This window comes from Aquabacterium soli, from assembly GCF_003933735.1.
GTDB lineage: Bacteria > Pseudomonadota > Gammaproteobacteria > Burkholderiales > Burkholderiaceae_C > Aquabacterium > Aquabacterium soli.
The window spans coordinates 1-21,847 of record NZ_RSED01000035.1; the positions used below are offsets into that span (position 1 = coordinate 1).

The following is a 21,847-nucleotide window of genomic DNA, read 5'->3' on the forward strand; positions in this document are numbered from 1 at the left end:
CGGCCACTTGCGCCGTGGTCAGGGCGGCCACTTGAGCGGTACTCAAGGCAGCGGCCTGCTCGGTCGTCAGCGCCACGATGGCATCCGTGCTCAGACCACGCACGGCGGCGGTACTGAGGGCTTTGATGTCAGCGGTTTCTATCGCAGCGACCTGGGCCGTGCTCAGGGCAGCCGCTTGCGCGCTGCTCAGCGAACCCACTTGGGCAGAACCCAGGGCAGCAATGTCAGCGGTCTCGATCGCAGCAACCTGCGCCGTGCCCAGGGCAGCGACTTGGGCCGTGCTCAAGGCGCCTACCTGTTCAGTGGTCAGTGCCGCAATGGCTTCGGTGCTCAGGCCACGCACGGCCGCGGTGTTCAGGGCCTTGATGTCAGCGGTTTCANCCGTGCCCAGGGCAGCGACTTGGGCCGTGCTCAAGGCGCCTACCTGTTCAGTGGTCAGTGCCGCAATGGCTTCGGTGCTCAGGCCACGCACGGCCGCGGTGTTCAGGGCCTTGATGTCAGCGGTTTCAATCGCGGCCACCTGGGCGGTGGTCAAGGCAGCTGCTTGCGCGCTGCTCAGCGAGCCGACCTGGGCCGAACCCAGAGCGGCGATGTCGGCCGTCTCGATCGCAGCAACCTGCGTGGTCGTCAGCGCAGCCACTTGAGAGGTCGTCAGCGCGGCGGCCTGCTCGGTCGTCAGGGCCACGACGGCCTCGGTGCTCAGACCGCGGATGGCCGCGGTGCTCAGGGCCTTGATGTCGGCCGATTCGATGGCGGCCACTTGCGCCGTCGTCAGGGCGGCGGCCTGGTTGCTGCTCAGTGCACCGACTTGAGCGCTTGTCAGCGCAGCGATGTCAGCCGTTTCGATCGCGGCCACCTGCGCCGTGGTCAGCGCGGCAACCTGGTTGGTCGCCAGGCCGGCCACCTGGTCGGTGCTCAGCGCCACGATCTGGGTGGTGCTCAGGGCCTGGATCTGGGCGGTGCCCAGGCCACGCAGCTGGGCCGTGCCCAAGGCGGCCAGGTCAGCCGTCTCGATCGCGGCCACTTGCGCCGTCGTCAGGGCGGCCACTTGCGCGGTGCTCAGGGCGGCGGCCTGCTCGGTCGTCAGCGCCACGATGGCGTCGGTCCCCAGACCACGCACGGCAGCGGTGCTCAAAGCCTTGATGTCAGCGGTTTCGATCGCAGCGACCTGCGCCGTGCTCAGGGCAGCCGCTTGCGCGCTGCTCAACGCACCCACCTGGGCCGAGCCCAGCGCGGCGATATCAGCGGTCTCAATGGCGGCGACCTGGGTGGTCGTCAGTGCGGCCACTTGCGCCGTGCTCAGGGCTGCAACCTGCTCGGTCGTCAGCGCGGCGACGGCTTCGGTGCCCAGACCACGGATGCCCGCGGTGCTCAGGGCCTTGATGTCAGCCGATTCGATCGCAGCCACCTGCGCGGTCGTCAGGGCAGCTGTCTGGTTGCTCGTGAGCGCGCCGACCTGGGCGCTGGTCAGCGCAGCGATGTNATTCGATCGCAGCCACCTGCGCGGTCGTCAGGGCGGCTGTCTGGTTGCTCGTGAGCGTGCCGACCTGGGCGCTGGTCAGCGCAGCGATGTCGGCGGTCTCGATGGCGGCCACTTGCGCCGTCGTCAAAGCAGCCATTTGGTTCGTGCCCAGGCCGGCCACCTGGGCCGTGTCCAGGGCCACCACCTGGGCAGTGCCCAGGGACTGGATCTGTGCCGTGCTGAAGGCGCGCACTTGCGCCGTGCCCAAAGCGGCGATGTCCGCCGTTTCAATGGCGGACACCTGGGATGTCGTGAGGGCAGCCACCTGGCCTGTGCCCAGGGCTCCGACCTGGCTGGTGCTCAATGCGACGATGGCATCGGTACTCAGGCCGCGGATCGCATTCGTGCTGAGGCCCTTGAGTTCTGAGGACTGCAGCGCAGCCACCTGGGCCGTGGACAGCGCGCTCGCCTGCGTGCTGCTCAAGCCAGCCAGTTGGGTGCTGACCAGGGCCGCGACATCGGCCGACTCCAGCGCCTGGATCTGTGTGGTGGACAGCGCAGCGATCTGCGAACTCAGCAGCGCAGCGCTCTGCTGTGTGGTCAGGGCAGGCAGCTGATCGGTCGTCAGCGCCTTGAGCTGAGAGCTGCTCAGGGCACGGATGTCGTCCGACTCCAATGCCTGCACCTGGGCGGTCGAGAGCACCGCCAGGTCCGTGGTTTCAATGGCCCGTACCTGGGCAAGGGTCAACGCCTGGATCTGGGCGGTGGAAAACGCCGCCCAATCCTCGGTTGTCAACTTCGCGATAGTGGTCGTAGATAGCGCCGCGATCTGCGATGTTGTCAACGAGGTGATGATTGAAGCCATACGGGCCCCCGGTAAAACAGGTTTTCGACTAGGACCTGCGTGCAGCCACATGGCGTCACGCAGGCGAATGGTTAGGTTGCAAGACTACGTAAACCGGTCAGCCGCGATGCCGCGATAAAGCAAGCGAAGGCACGACATATCCCGGACAGCCCAATGTGGTCTTGTCCCTCTCTCGGGGCTTATCGGCTGGGCGCCTGACTTCCTTAACGACTGTTTGCAGATCTGTCACTTTGATCACAACGTGAAAAAGCGTGACGATGTACTGCCGTGCAAGGGCTCTTTTCTTCGGACCATCCCAGGCAAAAGCGCGGAACATCTCACGAACAGTCAAAGCACCACAGGTTCTGCATGAGTTCAGTGATCGCCATGGACCCTATCGCCCGCCCCACACCCCCTGCTTCCCAGCCAGGCACGCCGCCCGCCGAGATCGATCGCTCCGTGCTGGTGCGCGCCGTGGAGTTGCAAGGCCAGCAGAAAACTGCGGAAGCCGAGCATTTGTTCCGGCTTTACCTGGGCGTCTATCCGAACGACCCCATTGCGCTGTACTCACTGTGTGTCATCCTGCTTCAGCGCCGTGACATCAAACAGGCGCTGTCCCTGCTAGACCATGGCACGCGTGCCGCGCCGGACTTCGCACCGCTGTGGGCTGCCAAGGCCTCGGCGCAGCAGGCCTTGGGCCTGAAGGACGACGCCCTCAAGAGCTACGACCAGGCACTGGCCATCAAGCCCGACTTCACCGAAGTGCTTGTCAATAGCGGCGCCCTGCTGCGCGAGATGCACCAGCACACCGCGGCGCTGGAGCGCTTCAACCGCGTGCTGCAGATCAATCCCAACTACGAGACGGCACTGGGCAACTGCGCCATCCTGCTGACCGAGTTCAAGCGCAGCGAACAGGCCATCGCCATGTTCGAGCGCCTGCTGGCGATCAACCCAAAGTACGACTACGGCCTGGGCCTGCTGGCTTACGAGCGCCTGCACATCTGCGACTGGCGTGATTTCGACGACACCGCCCGCCGAATCAACGAAGGCGTGCAGGCCGGCCGCCCCACCTGCAAGTCTTTGGGCTACATGGCCATCTCAGACTCGGCCGCCGATCACCAGACCTGCGCCCGTACCTTCGCCAAGCGCTTTGCTCCCAGCACCGAACCCCTGTGGACGGGCGAGCGCTACCGCCACAAGAAGATCCGCCTGGCCTATGTCTCGCCCGACCTGCGTGAGCATCCCGTCGGCCATTTGATGGCCGCCATCTTCGAGAAGCACGACAAGAACCGATTCGAAACCATCGCCATCTCGCTGGGCCCAAACGACAACAGCCGCCTGCGCGAGCGCATGCTCAACTCGTTCGACCACTTCATCGACGCGCGCCAGATGGGCTCGCGCCAGATCGCCGAGCTGATGCACAAGATGGAGGTCGACGTGGCCGTGGACCTGGCCGGCTACACCTCCGATTCGCGCACGGACGTGTTCGCCCACCGCCCGGCCCCCGCCCACATCAACTACCTGGGCTACCCCGGCACGATGGGCGTGGACTACATGGACTACATCATCGCGGACCGCCACGTGATCCCGCCGGAGCACCAGCAGTTCTACGACGAGAAGGTGCTCTATGTACCCGATGCCTACCTGCCCACGGCCGGCGGCATCGAGATCGCCGAGCGCACGCCTACCCGGGCAGAGTGCAGCCTTCCCGAGCAAGGCGTGGTGTTCTGCTCCTTCAACCACGACTACAAGATCTCGCCGCACGTGTTCGCCGTGTGGATGCGCCTGCTGCTCAAGACCCCCGGCAGCGTGCTGTGGCTGATGTCTCGCAACGAGGTGTCTCAGCGCAACCTTCGCGCCAGCGCCCAGGCCGCCGGGGTCGACCCACAGCGCCTGGTGTTTGCCAACCGCGTGCCGCGTGTCGAAGACCACCTGGCCCGCTACCGCCAGGCCGACATCTTCCTGGACACCCATCCCTACAACGCCCACACCACCGCGGCCGATGCGTTGATGTCGGGCCTGCCCGTGGTGACCTACATGGGCGGTGCTTTCCCGGCCCGCGTGGCCGGCAGCCTGCTGCACACCGTGGGCCTGAGCGACCTGATCACCCACACACTGGACGACTACGAGGCCGTGGCCCTGCGCCTGGCCCATCACCCGGCCGAATTGGCCGAGGTGAAATCCCGCCTGGCCCGCAACCGCGCCGCCGCTCCGCTCTTCGACACCGAAGAGATTTGCCGCCACCTGGAATCGATCTACACCAGCGTGTGGCGCGAAACCCAGTTGAACAGCCGCCCCCCACTGGCCGATGCATTGAATGCCCTGGCCGAGGACTTCTCTGCCGACGGCGCCGAGGCCGACTTGCAGCGCGGCAACCTGCAGAAGGCCGAAATGCTGTGCCGCCAGAAGCTGGAGCAGGAGCCCCAGCACCGCGGCGCGCTCAAGCTGCTGGGCGATGTCGCCACCGGCATCGGCGCGCACGACTTTGCCGCCCGCTACTACGCCAGCGCCCTGGCCACCCTGCCCGACACACCGGCCCGCAGCTCCAGCCTGAACGCCCTGATCCAGCAGGCGCAGGCGCAGGCACAGGCGCCCGCCGCGCAGGCCCTCACCCAGCCCGCCGCAGACAAGTACCTGCTGATCAAGGCCTGGGGCTTCGGCTTCTGGTCCGACCTGGACCATGTCGCTGGCGAGCTGCTGCTGGCCGAGCTGACCGGCCGCACTCCGGTGGTCCACTGGGGCAGCAACAGCCTGTTCCGCGACGCCGACACGGACAACGCCTTCACCAGCTTCTTCACGCCGGTGTCGGCCACCACGGTAGATGACCTGGCTCGCGAGGACCTGAGCTTCTTCCCCGGCAAGTGGAACGCGAAGAACCTGCACCAGGAAGACCTGAACAAGTGGGAAGGCGACGGCGCCCGCCTGAGCGGCCTGTACGCCCTGCGCCGCCCCGAGAACGTGGTCGTCAGCGACTTCCACACCAAGGTCAATGATCTGCTGCCCTGGATCCCAGAAGGCCACGCCCTGCACGGCCTGGACCGCGCGCAGCTCTACCGTCACCTGTTCACCAAGTACCTGCACCTGCAGCCCCACCTGCAGGCCCACATCGACCAGCAGGCCAAGGCCGTGCTGGCCGGACGCCACTGGCTGGCCGTGCACGTGCGCGGCAGCGACAAGGTACGCGAGATGTCACACCTGGAGGCCGTCAACCAGGCCTACTGGTCGTCGATTGACCAGATCCTGATGGTCAACCCTGTGCTGAACATCTTCCTGCTGACGGACAGCGAGCAAGTCGTCACCCAGTTCAAGGCGCGATACGGCGACAAGGTGCTCACGCTCGATGCCCAGCGCAGCACCGATCAGACCGGCGTGCACTACGCGGGCCACTCCGGCACCGTGCTGGGCGAGCAGGTCATCCTCGACGCGTGGCTGGCTGCACGCTGTGATTTCTTCCTGGGCAACGGCGGCTCCAACGTGTCCGTCGGCATCCGCCACCTCAAGGACTGGCGCCCCGGCACCTTCTTCCTGATCGGTCCGGATTTCCTGGGCGAACGCAACCTGACCCTGCACAACTGGTGAGCACCGCCGTCGGCGCCCTCCTCCCGTCTCGCCCCTCTCCCAGGATCACAAGGAGTCCCATGAGCGCAAAGATCGTCATCGACGGCGTGTTCTTCCAGATCGGCCGATCGGGCATTGCCCGTGTCTGGCTCAAGCTGCTGCAGCACTGGGTGGACCAGGGCTTCGCCGACCAGGTCGTGGTCATCGACCGCAACCGCACCTGCCCGCGCGTGGACGGCATCGCCTACCGCGATGCCCCGGCCTTCATGTACAACAACGATCAGGCCGACCGCCAGGCGCTGCAGACCATCTGCGATGAGGAAGGCGCGCGCCTGTTCATCTCGAGCTACTACACCTTCCCGCTCACCACGCCGTCGGCCATGCTGGTCTACGACATGATCCCCGAGGTGCTGGGCTGGAACCTGCAAGAGCCCATGTGGCAGCAGAAGCAGCGCGCCATGCAACTGGCCACGCACTTCGCCGCCATCTCAGAGAACTCCGCCAAGGACGTGCGCATCCACCTTGGCCGCCCTGACCTGCCCGTGCGCGTGGCCTACACCGGCAGCGACTTCCAGCCCGCCACACCCGAGGCCATCGACAGCTTCAAGACCAGGCATGGCCTGCAGCGCCCCTACTTCCTGATCTCGGGCAGCCGCTCGAGCTACAAGAACGTGTCGCTGTTCTTCAAGGCCTTCGCCGCACTGGGCGACGAACGCGCTCACTATGGCATCGTCTGTACCGGTGGCGGCCAGCTCGAACCCGAATTCGCCGCCCTGGCCGGCCAGGCCGATGTGCGCGTGCTGATCCTGGACGATGGTGAAATGCAGGCCGCCTACAGCGGCGCGATCTCGCTGGTCTATCCATCGCTGTACGAGGGCTTCGGCCTGCCCGTGCTCGAAGCCATGGCCTGCGACTGCCCGGCCATCACCTCGCGCGTGTCGTCCATGCCCGAGGTGGGTGGCGAGGCCGTGCTGTACATCGACATCAAGGATCGCACGGAAGAACAGATGGTGGGCCAACTGGCAACCCACCTGCGCACAGTGCAGAACCCCGCCAGCCGCCAGGCCCTCATTGAGGCCGGACGCGTGCAGGCCACGCATTTCCGCTGGGACCGCATGGCCGAGATCATGCGCGAGTTCCTTGTGGGGGCTGCAGAGGCATCGCCCGCCCCGACTGCCTCGACAGAGACCGCCTGCCGCCTGTGCGGTGGGACCACGCAATGGCTGTTCAACAAACGCGTGCTGCACAAGTACGACGTGCAGTTCCGCCAATGCAGCCGGTGCGCGGCCACGCAAACCGAGAAGCCCTACTGGCTCGATGAGGCCTACATGCCCGAGAACGAGAAGTTCGACACCGGCCAGGTGACCCGCTCGCTGATCAATGCCGCCGTGATCAACAGCTTGGTGCCCATGGCCGGTCTGGGTGCCAACGCTCGCGTGCTGGACTATGGCTGCGGCTCAGGCCTGATGGTGCGCACCCTGCGCGACACGGGCGTGGACGCCTGGGGGTACGACCGCTACAGCAGCCCGCGTCTGGCGCTGGGCTTCCAGACGCAAACCTTCAGCGGCTTCGACGTGGTCAACCTGTGCGAGGTGGTCGAGCGCTTCGACGAACCGCGCCAGCACTTCGATGCCCTTTTCGCATCCAACCCTTCCCTGGTCCTGATCCAGACCGTCATTGCGCCTCAGGTCACTGAATCGTGGGACTACATCACACCCGAACACGGCCAGCACATTTTCTTCCTGGCGCCAGCCACCGTGAACTGGCTGTGCCAGACCTATGGCCGCCAGCCCGTGGCGGTGGCGGGCTTTCAGGTGTTGGTGCGGCCGGATGTGGCTGAAAGGCTGATCGACCCGGTCACGGGTGGCCTGCGGGCAGAGCACCAGCAGGCTTTGCAGAACCTGCTGCCCAATCTGTGGATGGGGCTGTTCTCACGGCCCTACGTCCACGCCAGCAATGACAACCAATTGCTCAGGCAGATGGACAACGCGTCCGCGGTTCGTGGTTGACTTTCCCTGGCCTGCGCTGAAACCTCCGCAAAGCCTGGACTACACCCGCAACTGCGAAAACTCGAACGCCATCATGTCGTCGATCAGCGTCTCCAGCGACGCCGCGGGAGACCAGCCCAGCATCTCACGAGCCTTGCTGGTGTCCACCTTGGGCTGCTCCGGGTCGTAAGGCCGGTAAAAGCGCGGATCCACATCCACGATCACCTGCCCAGTGCTCCGGTCGATGCCCTTCTCGTCCACACCCTCACCTTCCCATCTCAGCTCGAAGCCGGCGCGCGTCGCCGCCATTTCGGCGAACTGACGCACACTGGTCATGCGCCCGCTGGCGATCACGAAATTGTCAGGCTTGGGCAACTCGAGGATGTCCCACATCGCCTGGACGAAATCACGCGCATGCGACCAATCGCGCTGCGCCGACAGGTTGCCCAGCGACAGCTTGTGTTGCTGACCAAGGCGGATGCGCGCCAGGCTCTGCGTGATCTTTCGGGTCACGAAGTTCTCGCCCCGCAGCGGGCTTTCGTGGTTGAACAGGATGCCGGTGGACACGAAGGTGCCATAGCTGGCCCGGTAGGCCTCGGCCATGATGTGCGCGAACAGCTTGGTCGCACCGTAGGGCGTCTTGGGGTTGAAGAAGGACTTTTCCGACTGGTGCACATCCGACAGCTCGCCGAAGATTTCAGACGACGAGGCCTGGAACACGCGAGGAGACCAGTCCGCATGCCGTGCCACTTCGAAGATGTGCAGCGCACCCATGCCACCTGCCTCGGCGGTGGCCACCGGGGTGTTGAAAGAATCACCCACCGAGCTTTGCGCGGCCAAATTGAAGATCAGGTCCGGCCGATGCCTGAGGATCTGTTGCTGGATCAGGGGCGGGTCCATCAGATCGAAGTCGATGAACTGCACCCGGGATGTCACACCCAGATGGTCCAGCCGCCAGCAACGTGCCGGCGTGACTTCTCCGCGCACGCCGCCCAGCACCTCGCAGCCATGGGCGAGCGCCAGCTGGGCCAGATAACTGCCATCTTGTCCCAGCACCCCAGTGATCAGCACCTTCTTGCCCATCCGGCCTCCCGAGCTCGTCGTCGTTGTCACCCACCAGGCATCAAGCACTGGCCATGCCAGGCATTACATCACGACGATCACTGTGCATCTGGCGCCAACCAGCCTGTCAAGCCCGTACCCATTGATCGCAGCTGTGCGTTGGCCTGGTACCCGTCATGCAGTGCATTGACATACGCGATGCGCAGGTTGAAGTGGTCGCTCTCCGCCGACATCACATCGAACAAGGAGCGGCGTCCCAGTTGCGACCACTGCTGGAAGGTGTAGCTGCGAACCCTGTCGCTGTCCTTGAGCACCTCGACATAGCGCTTGGCCCGGTCGAAGGAGCTGAGCGCCGAGTCGTGCACCTCGGCCACACGGGCCACCCGGGTGTTCAGGTATTCGTCGTACTGCTGCCGTGCCGATTCGGCGCGGCGGGCCGCGGCTGCGGCGGCGGCCGCAGCCGAGCCCCCGTTCAGCACCGAATAGGAAAACGACACGCCCGCCTGGGCCGTCACGCTCTTGGTGTCGCCCGACTTGGCCCCGGTGGATGTGACCACCCAGTTGACCTGCGGCTTCTGCCCCGCATCAATGGCTTCGGCATAACGCTGCGAGGCCGCGGACTGTGCACGCAACTGCTGCAGCTCCGTGTTCTGTTCTGCCAGCCGCAACACCTCGCCCACATCCTGCGTCAGCGTCAACGGACCTGCGATGCCCTCGCTGGGAGGCACCTGGTCACCGATCAGCTTGCGCAGGCGGATTTCGATCTGCCGGCTCACGGCCAGGGCGTTGTCGCGTTGCAACTCGGCCTGGGCCTGTGTCTTGCGGGCCTGTACCAGTTCGCTCGCGCGGCCCTTGTCTTCAGAGACGATCTCCTGCAGCGCATCGACCAGGCAGCCCATCTTGCGCACGAACTGTTGGTACACCTGCGCCTGCAGCTTGTAGCGGTTGCGCTCCACGGCGGTGCTCACGGCCTCCAGCACCACCTGCTCTCGGGCAGTCTGAAGGCTGAACTTGGCCGCACCGGCCAGCGCACGGCGCCATTCGGTCAACTGCCTGTTGCGGCCACCGTCGTACAGCAGGCCACTCACGTTCACCGAGGCACTGGCGTACAGGCCATGGTTCCAGTCCACGTTGCTGTAGCGGCTGGTGCCCGGGCCTACCGTGCCCCCCACCGTCATCTGCGGCAGTCCCGCACCCCGGGTTTCATCGACGTCGTACTCGGCCGCTTCGGCCAGCAGCTTCACTGCCCCGATCTGGGCACTGCGCCGCACGGCCTCGCGGGCCAGGGTCTGCAGCTGCAACTGCGGCTCCATCAGCGGCGGCGGCACGAAGGCCGGATCATCCGCAGGCACGCGGGCGGCAGGCTTCACGGCCTTGCCCTTGACGCCACTGCGTGGCGTATTGCGCTCGACCTGGTTGAGCAGGTCGTCATTGCAGGAGGCCTGCACACCGTGCACCAGCAGGCACAGCGCCGGTCCGATCAGCAGCGATGGCGCCAGGGCGCGGCTCAGTCTGGTCAGGGACTGCTTCATGGGATCACCTCTCGCGGAACGCTTCCTGCGATTTCAGAACGGGTTTCAGAAGGAACTGCAGCACCGAGCGTTCGCCGGTGCGGATCTCGATCGTGGCCGTCATGCCGGGCATCACGGTCAGAGGCTTGCCCTTGGCCTTCAAGCTGGACACGTCGGAGCGCACCAGAGCCCGGTAGTAGCTGTTGGCATCCTGCTGCGAGGACTTGGGCTCGTCACCCAGGGCATCGGGGCTGATGTATTCGATCGTGCCCTTCAAGCCCCCATAGGTGTAGTAGTCATAGGCGCTGAGCTTGACCTCGGCCGGCAGGCCCACGCGCACGAAACCGATGTCCGAAGGCTTGATGCGCGCCTCCACCAGCACACGGGGGCCGATGGGCACGATCTCCATGATCGTGGCGCCCGCGGGCACCACGCCGCCCACCGTGCCCAGCTTGATGCTCTTGATCAGGCCACGAACGGGCGAGTACAGCGTTGTTCGCTTGAGCACGTCGCGCTTGACCACCATCTGCTCTTCGATCTGGGCCAGTTCCGTGCGGACCCGGACCAGGTCGGTGCTGGCCTCCTGGCGGAAGCGGTTCACACGCTCCTGGATCTGCAGCACCATGTCGTTGGCCTGGCGGCGCAGGCGCATCACTTCCACCTCGGACACCAGCCCGCGCGAGGACATGCGCTCGGACATGCCCAGTTCGCGGTTGATCAGGTCCAGGCTGCGGCGCGTCACACCCACGCCTTCGTTCAAGGACTGGCGCCGCGCCTGGAAGGCTTCGGTCTCGCCCTCCACGATCGAGGGCACCGTCATCACCTCGACCGGGAAACGCAGTTCGCGCCCGTTGGCTTCCGCCTCCAGCCGCGCCAGCGAGCCCTTGAGCGCCAGGCGCTTGGCCTGGCTTTCGTTCTGCTGGGCCTCCACGCGCGTGGGGTCGAGCTGCAGCAGCTCCTGCCCCTGCTCCACCAGGGTGCCTTCGCGCACTTTCAGCGTGTGAAGGATGCCGCCCTCCAGGCTGGCGATGATCTGGTCGCGCCCATCGGGCACCACACGTCCGTCGGCACGGGTCACCTCGTCCACCCGCGCCACACCGGCCCACACCAACGCGCCGAACACGATCAGCAGCATCAGGTAGATGGCCCAGGTCGCACGGGGCGTGGTCTCGGCCAGCTGGGCCTCTTTCACGCCGGACAGGAAATCGCGGTCCCCCTTGAAGAAGCGACCGCTCTGCTGTCCTGGCTCCTCTCGGCGCGACATGCTCATGCCGCTCCCGAAGCTGCCAGCGGCTCAGGCCGGGCCGGTGGGGCCGCCTGCCCCTGCTGCGGTTGTGCGGGACGCTGACCGGCCAGGGCCGCAAGCACTTGCGCCTTCGGACCATCGGCCAGGATACGGCCCTGGTCGACCACGATCACGCGGTCCACCACGTCCAGCAGCGCCGGCCGGTGGGTCACCACCACCAGGGTGCGGTCACCCACGGCCGTCTTGAGGTGGCGGATGAAGTTCATCTCGGCCTGTGCGTCCATCGAGCTGGTCGGCTCATCGAGCAGCAGGATCTGCGGGTGCGTGACCAGGCAGCGGGCCAAGGCCACCAGTTGGCGCTGGCCGCCAGACAGCAGGCAGCCCATCTCGCCCACCGGCAGGTCATAACCCAGGGGGTGTGCCGCGGCGATGCGGTCCAGCCCGGTCAGCTTGGCCACCGACAGGAACTGGTCCACATCGGCATTGCTGCGGCCCAGGAACACGTTGTCCTTCAGGCTGCCCGCGAAAAGGCGAGGCTCTTGCGACACGAAGCCCACATGGGCGCGGAAATCCGACGGGTCGATCTGCCGCAGGTCGATGCCATCGACCTCCACGAAGCCATCGCTCGGCTGGTAGAGCCCGCCCAGCAGGCGCAGGATGGTCGACTTGCCGCTGCCGATCTTGCCCAGCAGCGCCACGCGTTCGCCGGGATTGATGTTGATGTTCACGCCCTTGAGCACCACCGGCGCGTGCGCCTGCGAGCCCTGCGGGTAGGAGAAGCGCACCTCGTGCATGCCCAACTGGCCGTGAAGCGCAGGGCGCGACAGATAGCGCTTGCCCAGGTCACGCTCCGTGGGCAGGGCCATCAACTGGTTCAGTGATTTCAGCGCGGCCCTGGCGCCTTGATAGCGCGAGGCCAGGCTCACCACCGAGCCCAGCGGTGCGATCGCGCGCCCGCCGAACATCACCGCTGCGATCAGGGCGCCGCCTGTCAGCTGCCCTGCATCGATCAGGTGCACCCCCCAGATCAGCATGACCACCGTGATCAGTTGCTGGGCCACCATCGCGAAGTTATTGATCCAGCTGGCCAGCGAACGGGCGCGCAGTGACGAGATGGCCGCCGCAGCGTTGGCATCCTCATAGCGCTGGATGAAGTGGCCTTGCGCACCGGCGGCACGCACGTCCTCGATGCCTTCGATGGCCTCGATCAGCACGCCATGCAGGTCAGCCTGCTGGTTCATGTTGGCGTTCATGTGGCGGCGCAGCAGACTCTGGATGCCCCAGGTCAGGCCCAGTACCAAAGGCACGGCGATCAGCAGCACCAGCACCATGGGGCCTGCCACCAGCCAGGTCACCAGGATGAACAGGAAGATGAACGGCAGGTCGGTCAGCGCCGAGATCGTGGCCGAGGTCGAAAAATCACGCACCACCTCGATCTGCGCCAGGCGATGGGCAAACGCGCCCGCCGACTCAGGGCGATGTTCGAGCTTGATGCCCAGCGCCTGGTGGAAGATCATCGAGCCCATGGCCAGGTCAGCCTTCTTGCCGGCCATGTCGATCAGGTAACTGCGCAGTTGGCGCGCGGTCAGGTCGAAGGCGATCGCGATCAAAGCGCCAGCCCCCAGCGACCACAGGGTCACGAAAGCCTTGTTGGGGATCACACGGTCGTACACCACCGAGGTGAACAGCCCCGTCACGATCATCAACACGTTGCTGAGCAGCGCGGCCAGCATGGCCGAGCGGTAGTAGGGAATGAAGCGCTTGAGCGTGCTCCACAGCCAGTGGCCCCGCTCATCGGCGTCGTCCGAGGTCTTGCCCTGGCGCGCACCCGGCTTGAGCGCTGCGATCAGCGTGTAGCCCGAATACTCCATCAGGAGCTCTTCTTCGGTGGCGGTGCAGACCTCTTCGTCCGCCCCCGGCATCAGCACCTCGTAGCGGTCACCACCGGCGCGCTTGGAGCGCGAACTCACGCGCCGCGTCACGATGCAGGCGTCGCCGTTCTTGAGCAGCATCACCACCGGCATCAGCAGCGACAGGATCTTGCCAGGCGGGCGGCGCACCAGCGAGGCGCTGAAGCCGGCCTGGCGCAGCAACTGAACGGCCTGCTGCGCCGACATCGGTCCCTGCAGGGCCAGCCCATTGAGCAAGGAGTGTTCGGAACGCTCGATGCCGTGGTGGCGGCACAGCCACATCAGCGCTTCGAGCAAGGGGTCCACCCCGTCGCGCACGCCGGTCACCGCCACTTGAGGCTCGGGGGCCTCCAGCGGTTCTTCCTGCGGATGGTCTTGCGGGGTGTCCAAACAAATGCTCCTGCGCCACACGTGATGGGACGCCCTCCGATACTAGGCAGGCAGGACCAATTCTTTAGAAGCATAAGCAGGGGCATCACCGGCCATTTCCCGTCACCCGGGACGCTGCGCGCAGGCCCGACGAGCAGCCGCCAAATGCAGAAGCCCCCGGCCGCTGGCTCGGGGGCTTCATGGATCTGGAGGCGCGGGCCGGAGTCGAACCGACCTACACGGATTTGCAATCCGGTGCATAACCGCTTTGCTACCGCGCCTTGGGCAAGGGTCGGATTATGGCCCAGTTTTGGTCATCCTGCCGAGCACGGCCAAGCCGTGTGCAGACGCTGTTGAGCCATGAAAAAAGCCTCTTGCTTTCGCAAGAGGCTTTTCGAATGTGGAGCGGGAAACGAGTCATGCACTAGAGCGCTAAGTCTCTGTTTCCCAATCACTTTCTCCACTGTGGTGATCAGCGAAGAACTCAATTATAGCCTTGTTTTTCGCCCTCGGCAACAAAGTTCATCCAACCACTTCCACCAGCGTCCAAGGATGATCCATCCACCCGTCGTTACGCCTGATGCGTCCAGCTGCTGAGCGGGTTCGCTATCGAACTCCAACTTGCGACGATCATGACTTGCGCTCGCTCCGCAGGCAGCGCGGGGTGGTGTCGCGTGGACTGCCTGGCACCTGGACGGCTGTAGGACACAACCGCCGGCATCGGAACACCGCAAGTACTCATCTTTACATCGCTGCGGCTAACTTCGCCGGAGCGCAACGCGGCGCCAGTGTAGTGGCAGCCAGCCTCAACGAAGGCGTGCAGCAATCCGGTTCATCTGCTCGATCTCCGCGCGCTGGCCATCGGAAATCGCTTGGCATAGGTTGACGAGTTCCGGATCTGAGAGCTGCGCCTCGCGGCACATGAGGATCGCTCCCGAATGGTGCGGGACCATAGACGCGATGAACTGTCGATCGCCGATTCCGGTTTGAGCACGGGTAGCGGCAAAAGAACCGAGTGTGAGAACGGCAAACAAGCCGTACAGCACGAGATTGAGCCGCCGGTTTGGAAACATGCCGGGCATTGTCGCTAGCATGAAGATGCCCATTGGCGCCCACATAGTGACCGCCATGTAGAGCATGTTGAGATTGTTTCTGAAGTCCCTGGCGCCGTCGATCATGCTGAACATTACGAAGTACATGACGACGAGGCCCAACACCATGTTCACCCAGAACTTGGCGTATGGTCGGCCGTGCTTACCCATCTGACCGGATGTGTGATGTTGATGTTCATGGGAATGTTCAGCCATCTCCGTCTCCTATGTGCTGGGGCAACCTGGCAGGGTCACTGGTACTGCGGCAGATACTTTGTCGATATATCAGCATGTGGAGCGATGCATCACTAACCGCTGATTTCCAGTCACCAACTGGACGTAGGGGCGTCGAACGCTTCAACTCGCTGGTCTTGAACCGTCTGGATATCAGACTATACCAAATCGGTCTTGATGGGCTTTGCGCCACCTATGACGCTGGTACCGTGAGCGCCAATATCGAGCTTGCGTCCTCATCGCTCGATGGGCCGGCAACTGATCGATTCTTGCATATCAAGCAAGACAAGGCCACCTGCGGCGGACGCCAATGGCCTCCTCCGCCTTCGCTTAGGGCATCGCCTCAAGCGTCCGTCGCAGGCCATAACGACACAACAGCCCTTGGGCAAGAAAGGAGCCGGTGATGTAGCGCACCCGAAAGGAGACGAAGACATGCACAAGGACATTTCAACATCAAAGGTGTTCTATCGTCCCATCGAGGCGGCCATCCGATGGGCTGGGTTGCTGCGGTATCTCCCGATGATCCTGGCCACGATCGCGTCACCGCGTGTCCTGCCTCGGTCGCTGAACTGCCCTCGATGGAATGAGTGCCGGCTGCACTCGGAACGTATCTATGACGGCATCCTCAACGGAGAGCTGCCCTACGGCAAGAACGGGATCACGCTCAATGATCCGAACCTGCTCAATTCTCTGGATCTGACTGTTCGCCATGTCGATCTAAAACGCTGGATGCGCACCCACTATCCCGAGCACCGGCCAGGATTTCTGTTCAGCCGTGGCGAACGCATGGCGCATCCTTTCATCACCATGGAAACAGGACAGGCGATCCTCGTGGAGCGGCTGGCCCTTCAGGCCGCGCTTGAACAAGCCCGACGTGAGATGCGAGAACTGCAGGAGCAGCACGACACGCTACTCAAGCAATCCTCGGTGCTGTTGGCATCCAAGCAATGCGAGATCAGCGAACGGGCGGAAACGACCTATCTCAACATCATTGGAGGGATGTTGACGCTGATGCTGAGCCAGTCGCCTTCAGGCGTGCCCTATTCCAGCTTCAAAACGCAGGAGGCCCTTGTCTCTGCATTGGTCGCCCACTACGGCGGCACCATGGGCATCACTGAGCGCACCTTAAACGGAAAGTTCGCCAACGCTAAGAGGTACGTTCGTAGCGCAAGCGCATGAGGTTATCCAGCTTGTATGTGCAATCGCGGAGATTGCATTTGCAATGTCTTTCCGCAGCCAGGTCTATTGAATAGAGGTCACGCCAACAAACGCCACCGAGCGTTCAGGAGTGACCGCCATGTCGCAGACCCCTGTACTCCCGCCGAACGAGCGCCGCATCCTGCGGCTCGATGAAGTCGAAGCGAAGTCCGGCTTCAAACGCGCCCACATCTACAACCTGATGAAGAAGCGCCAGTTCCCTCAGGCGCTGCGCCTGGGCGTGCGCGCTGTCGGCTGGGATTCGATCGAAATCGACCAGTGGATCGCCGAGCGCCTCAACCACCGGACCTGACCCGCTCTCCCGCGGACTTCCCATTCCCAGCCGGAGAGCGCCATGCAGGTCGTGTCCATCATTTCAACGAAGGGCGGCGTCGGCAAGACCACGACGGCCGCCAACCTGGGCGGGCTCGCCGCGGACGCGGGCCTGCGCGTGCTGCTGCTCGATCTCGACGTGCAGCCCACCTTGTCCTCCTACTACGAACTGACCCAGCGCGCGCCGGGCGGCATCTATGAGCTGTTGGCCTTCAACGAGCGCGACCTTGGCCAGCTCGTGTCCCGCACGATCATCGCGGGCCTGGACCTGGTGCTGTCCGACGACCACCGGGGCGAGCTGAACACGTTGTTGCTGCATGCGCCGGATGGCCGCCTGCGGTTGCGGCATCTGCTGCCAGCACTTGCTCCCCTCTACGACCTGGTGCTGATCGACACCCAGGGCGCGCGTTCCGTGCTGCTGGAGATGGCGGTGCTCGCCTCCGATCTCGCGCTGTCGCCCGTCACGCCGGAGATCCTCGCGGCACGCGAGCTGCGGCGCGGCACCATGCAGTTGCTCGAAGACATTGCGCCGTACCGGCACCTGGGCATCGAACCGCCGCCGCTGCACTTGCTCATCAACCGCGTCCACCCGGTGTCCGCCAACGCACGGCTGATCCAGCAGGCCTTGCGCGACCTGTTCCAGGACAGCGCCGGCATCCGCGTGCTCGCCACCGACGTGCCGGCCATAGAAGCGTATCCACGTGCCGCAACGCGCGGCCTGCCGGTGCATCGGGTCGAGCACCGCCAGCCGCCCGGCAGAGTCGCCCCTGCCGCGCTCGACACGATGCGCGCGCTCGCCAGCGAGTTGTTCCCGCAATGGCAGGACCGACTGGCTCAAGTATCCGGCCGCCCGCAGCGACCTCTTGATCCTGGGAGGCCCCATGGCGAACGCACATGAGCTGGCCCGCGGCCACAAGCGGCTGCGCGCCCTGATCGAGTTCGCGGTCGGTGAGGGCTGGCACGTCAAGCGCACGCCGGGCGGGCACCTCAAGTTCACCAAGGCCGGCTGCGCGGCGATCTACACGAGTTCGACAGCGAGTGACCACCGGGCCGAATTGAACGCCCGTGCGCAGATCCGCCGCGCCGAGCGAGAGGCCCGCATGGCGCCGGCCGGCGGTCGTGGGGACTGCGAGGGGTGCGGCCATGGCTGACATGACCTCGCAGGACATGGCAGGCAAGCTGCTCGCGGCCGGCTTCGAGCGCAGCGGCCCAGCGGCTACGGCCTTGAGCGACCCGATCGCGGACACGCCCATGGTCGTGACGCTGGACCAGTTGCGGCCCTACGACCATGACCCGCGCATGAAGCGCAACCCGGCTTACGAGGAAATCAAGGCATCCATCCGCGAGCGCGGCCTGGACGCGGCGCCGGCCATCACGCGCAGGCCCGGCGAGGACCACTACATCATCCGCAACGGCGGCAACACGCGACTGGCGATCCTGCGCGAACTCTGGTCGGAGACCAAGGAAGAACGCTTCTTCCGCATATCGTGCCTGTTCCGACCATGGCCGGAGCGCGGTGAAATCGTCGCGCTGACCGGGCATCTTGCCGAGAACGAACTGCGCGGCGGCCTCACGTTCATCGAGCGCGCGCTCGGCGTCGAGAAAGCACGGGAGTTCTACGAGCAGGAGAGCGGCGCCGCCCTGAGCCAGTCGGAACTGGCCCGCCGCCTGGCGGCCGATGGCTTCCCCGTCCAGCGGTCGCACATCACCCGCATGGCCGACGCGGTGCGCTACCTGCTGCCCGCCATTCCCACTGTGCTCTATGGCGGCCTGGGGCGCCACCAGGTCGAGCGGCTGTCGGTCATGCGCACGGCCTGCAAACGCACCTGGGAGCACTACGCCAAGGACCGTTCGCTGCCGCTGGACTTCGACAGTTTCTTTCAGGAGGTGCTGGCGCAGTTCGACACGCAGGGCGACGAGTTCGCGCCGCAGCGCGTGCAAGACGAGCTGATCGGCCAGATGTCCGAGCTGCTGGGCATCGGCTACGACGTGCTGGCGCTGGACCTGACCGAATCGGAAAGCCGCCACCGGGCGCTGGTCAGTGACCCGACGCCACCTGCGGCGCAGCCGGCGTTGCCTTCGCCCACCGCCGGCACGCCGACTCCGCCGGGCGCAGCATCGTCCATCGCCACGCCTGCAGCGGCGGCCGGTCCTCCACCCGCCAGCCCTCCGGCGTCCGAGCCCACCTTGCGCCACGACGACACGGCGGTTGGCGAAGCGGCCACGGGAAGCCAGCCGGCCGCACCGGGCGATCTGCTTCGCGAGCACATCGTCTCGCCAGCACCGACGACAGAACGGCTCCAATCGATCCAGCGCATGGTCGCCGACCAGTTGGGCGATGCGCTGCCGCCCGACTTCTCGGCGAGCGTGCTGCAGTCCATCCCGGTGCAAGCCGGCGGACTCTATCCGATCTCCGACGTCTGGTACATCGACGCCGGCCTGGACACGCCCGATCGGCTGCGCATCCACATCGCGCAGTTCGCGCGCGAGATCGCCGGGGAGGCAGACCTGGACGAGTGCATCGAGGATCGCGCCGATGGCATCGGGTTTGCGTGCCGCGCCCGCGGCCAAGCCCCGTCGCCGCTCGGCCGCGCGGTGCTGACGCTGCTCACTTCCCTGACGGGTCAGCCCGTCGCCGAAGCGGGCCTGGACGGCGCGCAGCTCGCCGCCGACCTGCCGACCCTGTTGCACGGCCAGAGCCAAGGCCATGGCAGCGGCGCAAGGCGCTTGAGCGACACGGCGTTGGTCAAGCTCTTTCGGCTGCTGCGCCTCGCCCGGCGTCTGCTGGACCTGGAAGCCGGCACCACGGCGCCCGGGACGTGAGCGAGGGAGGCCGCATGTCCACATCGCATCCGCTCAACCAGGCCGTGATTGCCCAGGCGCTGTATGACCTTCGCAACGGCCAACTGCGCCGCTGCAAGGCCATGGGCTTCGGCGAGGCCGAGCTGGATGCGCTCAAGCACCCCGCGCTGATCAGCGTGCTGGCCAACGCCAGCGTCTCGTGGTGCTCGGTCACGGTCAACCGCGAAGTGCTGCAGCGCCTGCTCAACCAGGCACAGGACGTGGAGAAGGAAATCGCCACGGTCGATCGCATGCTGCGGCTGGGGGCCAGCACGGAGATGGTCAGCCGCTTCTATGGCCTGACCCATCAGGAAGTCGCCCTGCGGCGGGAGATCCTCGGCCTGCCCAAGCGCAAGGGGCGCCACCCCGTCCTGGACGAGACCCAGGACACCGAACTGTGGCGGCAATGGAAAGCCGTGACCAGCAGCAGGAACGTCGATCTGGAGGACGAGACCTCGATTCTCGATGCGGCCATGGACCTGGCCGAGGGCATGTCGCTGCCGCTCTCGGTGGTCTGGGCCGCGATCAGGAACTGGGTCGATCAGGGATTGGGCTAGGCCATGGCCGTGGACGACACCGCCCCACGAGCCCAGCGCCCTGGCCCCATCGCACTCGCCGACCTGTTCGACGCTGCGCTGAAGGACCTCGCGCCCAAGTCCAGCTCTGGCGCTCCCGCGTCCCTGCCTGCTCCAACGCCCACGCCTCCTACGTCCGGCGACGCCTTCCTGTTCAGTGGCAATCGGCACGAGAGCGTGCCGCGGCGGCTGTTCCTCGACCGCCGCCTGACACCGCTGGAGCGCAACGCCTGGCAGGTGTTCCGATTGATGCTCAACGACGATGGCGTCACGGCATTTCCCACCTATGAGCAGTTGCGCCCCTGGCTGGCGTCGATGCCCTGCGCAGGCCAGGCCTCCCATGAGACCGTGGCGCGGGCGCTGACGCTGCTGCGCCTGACGCGCTGGCTGAGCCTCGTGCGACGACGGCGCGACCCCAAGACCGGTCGCATCCTCGGCAACCTCTACGTCCTGCACGACGAACCGCTGACGCCGTTCGAGGCGATGCAACTCGACGCCGACTACCTGGCCCTGGTCAGCCAGTCGCTGGGGCATTCGGCCAAGGCCGTCCAGGTGGTGGGACTCAACACCCTCCAGGAGATCGCGGACGACCCGATGCTGTCCGGACGCACCTTGCCGTCGCGGCTGCAAGTGCTCGCCGAGCGCCTGGCCGACCAGGGCATCACCGCCTCCGAAAGTTATCCACAGGAGGATGCGGTCCACGATTCCGAAGAAGGGCCCGCGAGCCTTCTTCGGAATGGCGATCGCCCATCTTCGGAATCCGAAGCAGGGCCGAAACCCGCGCCAGACGGCGCTCTTCGGAATCCGAAGCAGGACCGTACAGTACGTAGTAGTCGTATTGATGAAGTACGTACTACCGCGCAGGCGCGTGCGCTGGGCGACCTGCAATGGCCCAAGCGCTTCGCGGAACTGAAGGCGGAACAGCAGGCCGGAGCCAAGATGGCGTTGCAGCAGGTGGACGCTGCCCTGCGGCAGGCCGTGCTGGACGAATGGGCCGCACGGTGCGGCAAGCATGGCATCCGCAACCCCGCCGGTTATCTGTTCGGCATCATCCAGCGCGCCATGCGCGGCGAGTTCAATGCCTGGGCCAAGCAGACCGGCCCGGCACCGCCAACACCATCGGCGGCGCGAGCGCCACCAACCGAGCCGCCGCGCAACGTCGTGCCGCCCGAGGTGGCCCGGCAGCACATCGAGCGCCTGCGCGATCTGCTGCGCAAATCCTGAGCACAGGGCTTGTCAAAGCCGTGAAGTAGATCTCCATGGCGGTCGGCAGAAACGGTCCCCTGGGGACGGCTGTGCGGTGAAGCGCCGGGCGACGGCGCGACATGCTGCGCAAAACCTGAGTAGAGCGCATGCAAGACCATGAAGCAGACCTCCATGGCGCTCAACGGAACGGTCCCCTGGGGACGGCTGCGCGGCGAAGGATCGTGTCGAACGGCAGCGCGACGTGCGGTGCAGCACGCATACCGTCAACAACCGAGGACGGGAACGCCGATGTGAGTGCCCATCTGCGGAGCGGTCCCCAGGGGACCGTTGCGCGCTGCGCCGCCAGCGCGCACAGAACCGGGGGTCGGCTCATTTCGGTTTGTTGACTGACTGCCTTCCGCTAATTCTGTTGAAAAACTC

At 65.4% G+C, this 21,847-nt stretch carries 15 protein-coding genes, 1 tRNA gene and 1 pseudogene; 9 read left to right on the top strand and 8 right to left on the bottom strand.

The annotated features are described in order from the left end of the window. Positions 1–1,495: pseudogene (locus EIP75_RS23055) on the bottom strand (heme utilization protein); the annotation flags it as partial. Continuing rightward, entirely contained in the window at positions 1,386–2,378 is a 993-nt protein-coding gene (locus EIP75_RS23060; RefSeq protein ID WP_476561148.1) for a hypothetical protein, read from the bottom strand. The gene EIP75_RS23060 and the pseudogene EIP75_RS23055, both read right to left, overlap by 110 nt. A 297-nt stretch (positions 2,379–2,675) precedes the next feature. Between EIP75_RS23060 and EIP75_RS23065 the strand changes: the two genes are divergently transcribed. Together EIP75_RS23065 and EIP75_RS23070 are read left to right on the top strand one after the other, a co-directional pair. Beyond that, the gene (locus EIP75_RS23065) at positions 2,676–5,885 is read left to right on the top strand and encodes an O-linked N-acetylglucosamine transferase family protein (RefSeq protein ID WP_125245550.1); all 3,210 of its coding nucleotides are present in this window, start codon (positions 2,676–2,678) and stop codon (positions 5,883–5,885) included. A gap of 59 nt (positions 5,886–5,944) precedes the next feature. After that, positions 5,945–7,873: a glycosyltransferase gene (locus tag EIP75_RS23070; RefSeq protein WP_125245551.1), complete on the top strand. Its 1,929-nt coding sequence runs from the start codon at positions 5,945–5,947 to the stop codon at positions 7,871–7,873. A gap of 39 nt (positions 7,874–7,912) precedes the next feature. Here the strand turns inward: EIP75_RS23070 and EIP75_RS23075 are convergent, their stop codons facing one another. From EIP75_RS23075 to EIP75_RS23100, 6 genes are all read right to left on the bottom strand, one after another. Then, positions 7,913–8,965: a GDP-mannose 4,6-dehydratase gene (locus EIP75_RS23075; RefSeq protein ID WP_125245552.1), complete on the bottom strand. Its 1,053-nt coding sequence runs from the start codon at positions 8,963–8,965 to the stop codon at positions 7,913–7,915. A gap of 47 nt (positions 8,966–9,012) precedes the next feature. Next, entirely contained in the window at positions 9,013–10,446 is a 1,434-nt protein-coding gene (locus EIP75_RS23080) for a TolC family protein (RefSeq protein WP_125245553.1), read from the bottom strand. A gap of 4 nt (positions 10,447–10,450) precedes the next feature. Beyond that, a complete protein-coding gene (locus EIP75_RS23085; protein ID WP_125245554.1) occupies positions 10,451–11,695 on the bottom strand; it encodes an HlyD family type I secretion periplasmic adaptor subunit in 1,245 nt (414 codons plus the stop codon). Then, complete coding sequence (locus tag EIP75_RS23090) at positions 11,692–13,971, bottom strand: type I secretion system permease/ATPase (protein WP_233585012.1); 2,280 nt, start codon at positions 13,969–13,971, stop codon at positions 11,692–11,694. The genes EIP75_RS23085 and EIP75_RS23090 overlap by 4 nt, the downstream gene beginning before the upstream one ends. Before the next feature lie 186 nt (positions 13,972–14,157). After that, positions 14,158–14,231: transfer RNA gene (locus EIP75_RS23095), tRNA-Cys, on the bottom strand. Positions 14,232–14,756: 525 nt separating this feature from the next. After that, complete coding sequence (locus tag EIP75_RS23100) at positions 14,757–15,257, bottom strand: DUF305 domain-containing protein (RefSeq protein WP_003098996.1); 501 nt, start codon at positions 15,255–15,257, stop codon at positions 14,757–14,759. Positions 15,258–15,707: 450 nt separating this feature from the next. Between EIP75_RS23100 and EIP75_RS23105 the strand changes: the two genes are divergently transcribed. The 7 genes from EIP75_RS23105 (at position 15,708) to EIP75_RS23135 (ending at position 21,445) form a co-directional block, all read left to right on the top strand. Further along, the gene (locus tag EIP75_RS23105; RefSeq protein ID WP_003098991.1) at positions 15,708–16,454 is read left to right on the top strand and encodes a hypothetical protein; all 747 of its coding nucleotides are present in this window, start codon (positions 15,708–15,710) and stop codon (positions 16,452–16,454) included. A gap of 118 nt (positions 16,455–16,572) precedes the next feature. Continuing rightward, a complete protein-coding gene (locus EIP75_RS23110; RefSeq protein ID WP_003090093.1) occupies positions 16,573–16,785 on the top strand; it encodes an AlpA family transcriptional regulator in 213 nt (70 codons plus the stop codon). A gap of 42 nt (positions 16,786–16,827) precedes the next feature. Further along, positions 16,828–17,703, top strand: a complete 876-nt coding sequence (locus EIP75_RS23115) for a ParA family protein (RefSeq protein ID WP_003098988.1) — start codon at positions 16,828–16,830, stop codon at positions 17,701–17,703. Then, positions 17,687–17,956, top strand: a complete 270-nt coding sequence (locus EIP75_RS23120) for a hypothetical protein (RefSeq protein WP_003050422.1) — start codon at positions 17,687–17,689, stop codon at positions 17,954–17,956. The genes EIP75_RS23115 and EIP75_RS23120 overlap by 17 nt, the downstream gene beginning before the upstream one ends. Continuing rightward, entirely contained in the window at positions 17,949–19,628 is a 1,680-nt protein-coding gene (locus tag EIP75_RS23125; RefSeq protein ID WP_006226007.1) for a ParB family protein, read from the top strand. Before EIP75_RS23120 ends, EIP75_RS23125 begins: the two co-directional genes overlap by 8 nt. 14 nt (positions 19,629–19,642) lie before the next feature. Then, positions 19,643–20,203 (top strand): DUF2857 domain-containing protein, encoded by a 561-nt coding sequence (locus tag EIP75_RS23130; RefSeq protein ID WP_003090097.1) that lies wholly within the window; start codon positions 19,643–19,645, stop codon positions 20,201–20,203. A gap of 3 nt (positions 20,204–20,206) precedes the next feature. Next, positions 20,207–21,445 (top strand): STY4528 family pathogenicity island replication protein, encoded by a 1,239-nt coding sequence (locus EIP75_RS23135; protein ID WP_006226008.1) that lies wholly within the window; start codon positions 20,207–20,209, stop codon positions 21,443–21,445. Positions 21,446–21,847: the final 402 nt, after the last annotated feature.

What these genes read in the sequence shown, in the direction of transcription:
- EIP75_RS23105 (WP_003098991.1), top strand. Translation starts at nt 15,708, where the DNA reads ATGCACAAGGACATTTCAACATCAAAGGTGTTCTATCGTCCCATCGAG.
- EIP75_RS23070 (WP_125245551.1), top strand. Translation starts at nt 5,945, where the DNA reads ATGAGCGCAAAGATCGTCATCGACGGCGTGTTCTTCCAGATCGGCCGA.
- EIP75_RS23110 (WP_003090093.1), top strand. Translation starts at nt 16,573, where the DNA reads ATGTCGCAGACCCCTGTACTCCCGCCGAACGAGCGCCGCATCCTGCGG.
- EIP75_RS23125 (WP_006226007.1), top strand. Translation starts at nt 17,949, where the DNA reads ATGGCTGACATGACCTCGCAGGACATGGCAGGCAAGCTGCTCGCGGCC.
- EIP75_RS23065 (WP_125245550.1), top strand. Translation starts at nt 2,676, where the DNA reads ATGAGTTCAGTGATCGCCATGGACCCTATCGCCCGCCCCACACCCCCT.
- EIP75_RS23130 (WP_003090097.1), top strand. Translation starts at nt 19,643, where the DNA reads ATGTCCACATCGCATCCGCTCAACCAGGCCGTGATTGCCCAGGCGCTG.
- EIP75_RS23085 (WP_125245554.1), bottom strand. Translation starts at nt 11,695, where the DNA reads ATGAGCATGTCGCGCCGAGAGGAGCCAGGACAGCAGAGCGGTCGCTTC.
- EIP75_RS23120 (WP_003050422.1), top strand. Translation starts at nt 17,687, where the DNA reads ATGGCGAACGCACATGAGCTGGCCCGCGGCCACAAGCGGCTGCGCGCC.
- EIP75_RS23135 (WP_006226008.1), top strand. Translation starts at nt 20,207, where the DNA reads ATGGCCGTGGACGACACCGCCCCACGAGCCCAGCGCCCTGGCCCCATC.
- EIP75_RS23100 (WP_003098996.1), bottom strand. Translation starts at nt 15,257, where the DNA reads ATGGCTGAACATTCCCATGAACATCAACATCACACATCCGGTCAGATG.
- EIP75_RS23115 (WP_003098988.1), top strand. Translation starts at nt 16,828, where the DNA reads ATGCAGGTCGTGTCCATCATTTCAACGAAGGGCGGCGTCGGCAAGACC.
- EIP75_RS23080 (WP_125245553.1), bottom strand. Translation starts at nt 10,446, where the DNA reads ATGAAGCAGTCCCTGACCAGACTGAGCCGCGCCCTGGCGCCATCGCTG.